Consider the following 7707-nt stretch of genomic DNA (forward strand, 5'->3'; position numbering starts at 1 on the left):
TAGAGTGCAGGCGATTACCGAAGAGAAATCGTGACGAAATGCACAATTGAAGCGTGCGTTTCCAAGGCTTAAGGTAAGCTATCGCTGATTTTGTTGTAAGGAGATGCAAGTGAGCGAAAAGCAGTCTGTGGTGATTATCGGCGGTGGTCCCGCTGGCCTGACCGCCGCATGGGAGCTCGTCAAGGATGGCGGCTCTGATAAGTACGATGTGACCGTGCTCGAGGAAACCCGCGAATTCGGCGGTATCTCGCGCACTGTGAAGCACAACGGCAACCGCATGGATATCGGCGGTCACCGTTTCTTCTCCAAGGACGACCGCATCATGGAGTGGTGGAAGACCGTTCTGCCGCTGCAAGGTGCTCCTTCCTATGATGACAAGAAGCTGGGCCGTGAGCACGACATGGAGCCGGGTGGCCCGGATCCCGAAATTGAAGACAAGGTGATGCTCAAGCGTCACCGCGTGTCCCGTATCTACTGGAACCGCCGCTTCTTCGATTACCCGATTTCTTTGAGCGTCAACACCTTCAAGGCGATGGGCTTCAAGCTCACCTTGGTGGCCGGCTTCAGCTACCTGAAGTCCATGTTCCACAAGCTGCCGGAAGACAATCTGGAGAACTTCTACATCAACCGTTTCGGCCGCAAGCTGTATTCCATGTTCTTCGAGGGCTACACCGAGAAGCTGTGGGGCCGTCACCCCTCCCAGATTTCCGCGGACTGGGGCGCCCAGCGCGTGAAGGGCCTGAGCATCATGGGCGTGCTGAAGAACGCCTTCCAGAAGCTGCTGCCCAAGAAGCGTTCCAACGCCGAGGTGGAAACCTCCCTGATCGAGGAGTTCTGGTACCCGAAGTACGGTCCGGGCCAGCTGTGGGAGACCGTGGAATCCAACTGTGAAGCTGCTGGCGTGAAGGTGCTGACCGACGCCAAGGTGGTCGAGGTGCGCCAGACCAACGGCGCCATCTCCTCCGTGGTATACGTGGATTCCGAGGGTAACCGTACCGAACTCGCCGGCGATCAGTTCATCTCCTCCATGCCGGTCAAGGATTTGGTCAACGCCATTGACGCTGCCGGCGCCGATCCCGAGGCCGCTGATTCCAAGGCCGCCCCGGCCGACATGACCGCTGTTGCCAGCGGCTTGCCGTACCGCGACTTTGTGACCGTGGGCCTGCTGGTCAAGCACCTGAAGCTCAAGAACACCACCGACATCCCGACCCTCGGCAATCCGCCGATCGTGCCGGACTGCTGGATCTACGTGCAGGATCCGGGCTACAAGGTCGGCCGTCTCCAGATCTTCAACAACTGGAGCCCATACCTGGTCAAGGATGTCGACAACACCGTGTGGGTCGGCCTCGAGTACTTCTGCGAGGAAGGCGACTCCTTCTGGAACATGTCCGAAGAGGATGTGACCAAGTTCGCCATCTCCGAGCTCACCCGCATGCGTGTGATCAACGGTCCGGAAGAGGTCATCGACTCCCATCGTGAGCGCGTCAAGAAGGCGTACCCCGCCTACTTCGACACTTACGAGCATATGGATGAGCTCATCGAATATCTTGATGGCTTCGGCAACCTCTACTGCGTCGGCCGTAACGGTCAGCACCGTTACAACAACATGGATCACTCTATGGCCACCGCTATGGAAGCCGTCAGCAACATCAAGACCGGCAAGACCTCCAAGAAGAATGTGTGGTCTGTCAACACCGAAAAGTCCTACCACGAGCAGAAGTAGTTGGCGGAGCGTTAGCGGCGTTGCTCCTCGGTCGATGTACCTTTGTACATCTTCCCTCGGTGCGCCTTGCTACCGCACTCGCCAACTCCTTCTGCCGTCAAGTAAGCAATTAGTTACACTGCTTACTTCGCTTACATAGAAGTAGTTGGCGGAGCTTCTAAAACGGCCTATCGCTTATGCGGTAGGCCGTTTTGCTTTTGGTCGGTGAGGCGTTGTAAAGTATTCGAAGTTCGCAAGGGCGCTTAAGACGCAGCGAACATTCATGAGCGGGTGAACCCGCAAAATCACTCTTAACTCCGTAAGTGGGCATATGCCTGTTCGGTATGGAAAGGGCAACCAGTGGCAAATAGCCAGAATCTAGAAGATATGAAGCTTCCTGAGCTCAAGGAACTCGCTAAGCAGATGGGATTGCGTGGCACTTCGACCATGCGTAAGCCTGAACTCCTTGCCACTTTGCAGGCCGCACGCAGCGGCGGTGAAGCACCTGCTGGTGTTACCGTGCGTGTGCCCAAGACCGCTAAAGTCACCGCTCCTGCAGCTGAAGCAGCAGATACTATTGCAACAGACAATCAGAAGACCGCCGATCAGGCTCAGTCTGAACCCGCACGGGAACAGGCTTCCAATGAGCCGAAGATTGACTTCCCCGAGCCTGTCGCCAACGAATCTGAGCGTAAGAACGAGCGTCGCGCCCGCCGCAATAGGAATGAGGATGATGTCAACATTGATATCGAACCTCGCGGTCGCCGTAAGCCGCGTAAGCACGCGGAAGCACAAGCTCCTGCAGCTGACGACCTGCTTGCCAGCCTTGATTTGGATGGTGCCGCTCCGGCTCAGAATGAGCGTCGCCGTCGCCGTGATGATGAGGAAGCTCCGCTGATTCGTCGTGTTCGTGACGATGAGGATAGTCAGCCGCGTCGCCGTCGCCGTGCCGAGCAGGATGAAGAGAACGTGCGCGACCTTGACGATATCTTGGCCACGCTTCCCACGCAGAAGAACGATGAGCCGCTCGATGAAGAAGAGCAGGATGAGGAGCGCGGCGAATTCACTCGCCGTAGCCGCAATCGTGGTGAGCGCTCCGACCGCGGCGAGCGTTCGGAGCGCGGCGATCGCAATGACCGCAACGAGCGTGGCGACCGTAACGATCGCCGTAACCGCCGTATGCGTGGTCGTGACCGTGAGAACGTCGCCGATGAAGATCGCCGCGAAGAGCCGCAGGAAGATCTCGTCCCGGTGGCCGGCATCATCGATGTGCTCGATTCCTATGCGTTCGTGCGCACCTCCGGCTACCTGCCCGGCCCGAACGACGTTTATGTTTCTATGGGCCAGGTCAAGAAGTACGGCCTCAGGAAGGGTGACGCCGTGCACGGCTCCATCCGTGCCCCGCGTGAAGGCGACCGCCGCAATCAGCGTCAGAAGTTCGTACCGCTGCAGTCCATTGACTCCATCAACGGCCAGAGCGTGGAAGAGGCGATGAACCGCCCGCAGTTCTCCAAGCTCACCCCGCTTTACCCGCAGGAGCGTCTGAAGCAGGAAACCACGCCGAACAAGCTCACCGGCCGCATCATGGATATTGTGGCTCCGATTGGCAAGGGCCAGCGTGGTCTGATTGTCTCCCCGCCGAAGGCTGGCAAGACCATCACGTTGCAGAACATCGCCAATGCCATCACCACCAACAATCCTGAAGTGCATCTGATGGTGGTGCTCGTGGACGAACGACCGGAAGAGGTCACCGACATGGAGCGCACGGTGCAGGGCGAGGTCATTTCCTCCACCTTCGACCGCCCGGCCTCCGACCACACTACGGTTGCCGAGCTTGCCATCGAGCGCGCCAAGCGTCTCGTGGAGCTCGGTCAGGATGTGGTTGTGCTGCTTGATTCCATGACCCGACTGGCTCGTGCCTACAACATCGCAGCTCCGGCTTCCGGACGAATCCTCTCCGGTGGTGTGGACGCTCAGGCGCTCTACCCGCCGAAGAAGTTCTTCGGCGCCGCCCGCAACATCGAAAACGGCGGCTCCCTGACCATCATCTCCTCTGCACTGGTGGAAACTGGATCCAAGATGGACGAGGTGATCTTCGAGGAATTCAAGGGCACCGGCAACATGGAACTGCGTCTGTCCCGCGAGCTCGCAGACAAGCGCCTGTTCCCGGCCATCGACATCAACGCCTCCGGCACCCGCCGTGAGGAGCTCATCACCGAGCCCAAGGAACTGCCGATCATCTACCGTCTGCGTCGACTGCTCGGCGGCATGGAGCCTGAGCAGGCTTACCAGACGCTGGTACCGCGCCTCAAGAAGACCGCCACCAACCGTGACTTCCTCGCCGCCATCGTGCAGCAGGCCAATAACGGCAACGCTGTAAATGGCAACTGATAGTTTGGCTTCATGCTGATAACGAATGGGCTGTACCCCGCAAAATCCGCGGAGTACAGCCCATTATCGTTAAATCTCGAGTAAGGTTCTTAGCACCACTGCAACAGCAATCTCACGTAATCTCACGCTTGCTTGGCGTAATACACCGTATCGATGCCGGGACCGCGGTCATCAGGCAACGTCTGAATCAAATCGAAGCCCATCTCACCAAGAATATGCAAGTGCGCACCATTCTTGCTCCATGTGCGCGTAGCTACCACAGTGCCCTGCACACTCGGCAGATCAAACAGCACGCGATACATCTGCTCGGTCAGATGCGCGCCGCGATACTGCTCAGCAACCAGAATCGTGCTCACATAAGTGCATTTACCGCCATCCACATAATCGCAGGCATACTCCGGCCGGTATGACATAAAGCCAGCCAGTGAGTCTCCGTCCAGAGCTAAGAGGAACCTCTGCTCAAGCAGTGCCTGATAATAGTCATCAATGGCATGGTCAACGGCGGCGGCATGAGGTGCCAGATCACTTTGCGTGGAGCTATGCCGAGCGGACAGCGGAGGTACAAACTGCTCATCACCCCAGCGCAACAGATCTTTGAGCTGGCCAAGCAGCCCAGCATTGGCCTCATTTTCCTCCAGCACTGGCACATATGTGATTCGAACGTTCATTGCAATCCCTTCATCCATGATTATCGGTTGTTCTGAGCATCAGACAACATCAGCAACATCAGCAGCATCACTGCGGTTTATGCGCGTGAATGTACAGGCGGTTGGTATAGGTATCCAAGTGTTCTGCGCACAGCCTCTTGAACTCACGCTCCAGCGCATCGTATTCAGCCGCGGACATCGCCTCAGTACGGTAGAAGATGAGGCTGGCGACGGCGAACGCATTGGTGAGCACCACAGGATTCGGGTCTTCGGACTCCACTTCCTCGATATCGATGCGCTCAAAACCAATGGAGTCAAGCATGTTCGCCATCTCGTCTTTGGAAGGGTAGAAGGCGGGAAACGCCCAGTCATCCGGGTACTTGTCTTCAAAGCCGAGGTTGGCTATGGCTTGTCGAGCATTGGCGTGCAGGCCACGATAGGTGTCGGCACCGCCCTGATGCACGGCCAGCTCACCGCCAGGACGCAGTGCTCGGAACAGCTTGGTGTAGGTGCGCTTCGGCCGGCGGGACCAGTGCAGTGCCGAGTTGGAGAAGATCATGTCGTAGCGTTCGCGCTTGGAAAGCTGCTCGGCATCCTCCACGCGGAAGTTGATACGTCCGTGATAGGCGGGTGCGCCTTGACCCTGAGTGCCACGGGCGGCATCCAAAGCGGTCAGGTGCTTATCGTAATTCTCGAACGCCTTCTTGATCTGGCCATCGGAAAGATCGATGGCGCTGACAATCATGTCGCGGTTCTCGTCCCACATCTCAATCGTGGTGCGGCCGTTACCACAGCCCACATCAAGTACTCGACGGCCGGAAAGCCATGAGAAATCAGTGTCGTCAATGAGCTTGATGCCCTGTTTATGCTGGGTTTGCGAGGTCTTGTCGTATTTCTCGCCGTTGTAGCGCACATGGGAACTGGCGTTATCATGCCCACCCATGATGTTGACGGTGCCAAACAGCGGATCGACTGGAATATCCTGAGTGCTGCATTCGTGGTACAGGTCGGTGTAGATGGCGAGCAGTTGACGCACTCGGTCACGATTGCGCTGGCCCTGCGGCGAATCGTCGAACAGCGTGCTCAGCATCGGGCTCCAGTCATCCACAGGCTGCACGGTCTGGGAAAGCAGCGAATATGTGGTGGGGAAGGCCTTATGCATGGCCACCAGCAGGAGCAGCATAAGTCGGTACGCGGGTACTTCAGAGCTGCGGCGCTCCATTTCCACCATGATCTGCAACGAATTGAGAATGTTTTTGATAGAGCGTGGATTCTTATTCGTGGTGAGCAGGAAGATATTTTCAATCTGCTGACTTAACGAGGCGTACTGCCAATCGTCGGGCAGCAGTCGCATGGCTTTCAGCCGTTCCGTGATCATCGGCATCACATCGTATTGCGAAACCGGCACATTGAACGGCAATTGGATGATCTTGTCGAAGAAGTCCTGTGCCACATTGCGCCCATTGATGCGATCGCGGCCGTATTTCTGCGTGATGCCCAACTTGACCACGTCGAAGTCCACGGCAAGTACGAACACACAGTTGCGAATGTCGAACAGATTCTTCATGGTCTCCAGCAGTATTACGGCCATGCCGGGATCGAGTCGGTCCAAATCGTCCACGAAAATGATGAAGCCCTTGTCCGTCACGCCATTGTTCGGCGTGGAGACTTCGGTATCGATGATTTGTTCCAAAGATTTCTTGACATCGGAAACGCGGCCGGATTGTGCCGGGCCATCAAGGCCAACGGTGTTCCACAGACGATCCACACTCTCGGTTTCCACATTGAGCATGTTCAATGCCACTGTGGAAATGGTTTTGATGGAACGCTTAATGCCCTCCGCACGCTGGTTGGATTGCTCATTGGAAGGCTTGTCAAAATGATCGGATAATTGTGAAACGAGGCTGATGAACAGCTTCTTTGCGGCATCTTCTTGGTCGGATTCCAGGAACAAGTTCCATGTCTCCAGCCAAATCGCATCGAATCGCGAGTCGTCGGGAATGCGTTTATCGCATAATTGCGATTCAATCATGCGCATGAATGAGGTTTTACCGCTGCCCCATTCGCCTTGAATGGCCACAGTGAGTGGCGTGCTGCTATTGCGAATGAAATTGCAGAGGGAGTCCACGTAGCTACCGACGCCGAACTTGTCGTCCACGCTGGACGTGATAGGAATGTCGCTGGCTAGATATTTTGCGGAGGGTTTATTAGGTTCTACCGGCAGTGGTAGTGAGGAACCGTGCATCATTGCCCCTTCTCTCGCGGTAATCACTGCTGTTCATCATACGCGTGGATGATTCATGTAGGTAACTGCCGACGTGCCTCACGTTTTTTGAGCGCGTAGGGTGTGGTGGTGCCTCATCGGGAATGAGCGCGAACGGTATCGGTCCTGTTTGGCTTGTCTTATGGAAGACAGGATCAGCATGGCGACGAAGCGGCAGGTCACCCTGAGATTCAGGGATGAATACATGAAGGCGTCGAAGAAGGACAAGGGACGCATCCTCGATGAGATGTGCTCCGTGCTGGGAATCGGCAGGAGCACCGCGAGACGCAGACTCACGGAAGCCGGGCGCGGCAGGCCGTCGATGTCGCCCGCGGAGCGGCCGAAGCGGTATTCGGAGCAGTCGCGCGAGCTGCTGGTCCAGGTGTGGCTGATGATGGATGCGCCGTGCGCGAAGTACCTCAAGGCGATGCTGCCCCTGTGGATGCCCATGCTGCGCGCGCACGGCGAGCTCGCCGACTGGGACGGTTTCGCGTTCCGCGAGCTGGAGCGGATGAGCGCGGCCACGATGGACCGGTACCTCAAAAAGACGCGCGACGCGGCACGGCCCAGAGGCATCTCCACTACCCGGCCCGCCGGGGAGCTGCTGCGCAACTCGATCACGATCAGGAAGGCCGGCGACGAGCTGGACGGCCTGCCCGGCAACGTCGAGGCCGACACCGTGGCCCACTGCGGGCCGAGCGTCA

General features: G+C 57.3%; 4 protein-coding genes and 1 pseudogene. 3 read left to right on the top strand and 2 right to left on the bottom strand.

The window, feature by feature from the left end:
• Positions 1–109 precede the first annotated feature (109 nt).
• Together Tam1G_RS05660 and rho are read left to right on the top strand one after the other, a co-directional pair.
• Positions 110–1723 (top strand): NAD(P)/FAD-dependent oxidoreductase, encoded by a 1614-nt coding sequence (locus Tam1G_RS05660; RefSeq protein WP_033890783.1) that lies wholly within the window; start codon positions 110–112, stop codon positions 1721–1723.
• 339 nt (positions 1724–2062) lie between these two features.
• Positions 2063–4093, top strand: a complete 2031-nt coding sequence (gene rho, locus Tam1G_RS05665) for a transcription termination factor Rho (protein WP_101625751.1) — start codon at positions 2063–2065, stop codon at positions 4091–4093.
• Between the two features lie 122 nt (positions 4094–4215).
• Here rho and Tam1G_RS05670 read toward each other — a convergent pair whose 3' ends face one another.
• Both Tam1G_RS05670 and Tam1G_RS05675 read right to left on the bottom strand, forming a co-directional pair.
• A complete protein-coding gene (locus tag Tam1G_RS05670) occupies positions 4216–4761 on the bottom strand; it encodes a GNAT family N-acetyltransferase (protein ID WP_101625752.1) in 546 nt (181 codons plus the stop codon).
• 67 nt (positions 4762–4828) lie between these two features.
• Positions 4829–6988, bottom strand: coding sequence for a P-loop NTPase fold protein (locus Tam1G_RS05675; RefSeq protein WP_101625753.1), 2160 nt, complete (start codon positions 6986–6988; stop codon positions 4829–4831).
• A gap of 157 nt (positions 6989–7145) precedes the next feature.
• On the opposite strand from Tam1G_RS05675, the pseudogene Tam1G_RS05680 reads away from it, so the two are divergent.
• Positions 7146–7707, top strand: a pseudogene (locus tag Tam1G_RS05680) (integrase catalytic domain-containing protein); the annotation flags it as partial.

Source organism: Bifidobacterium imperatoris, assembly GCF_002860405.1.
Classification (GTDB): Bacteria; Actinomycetota; Actinomycetes; order Actinomycetales; family Bifidobacteriaceae; genus Bifidobacterium; species Bifidobacterium imperatoris.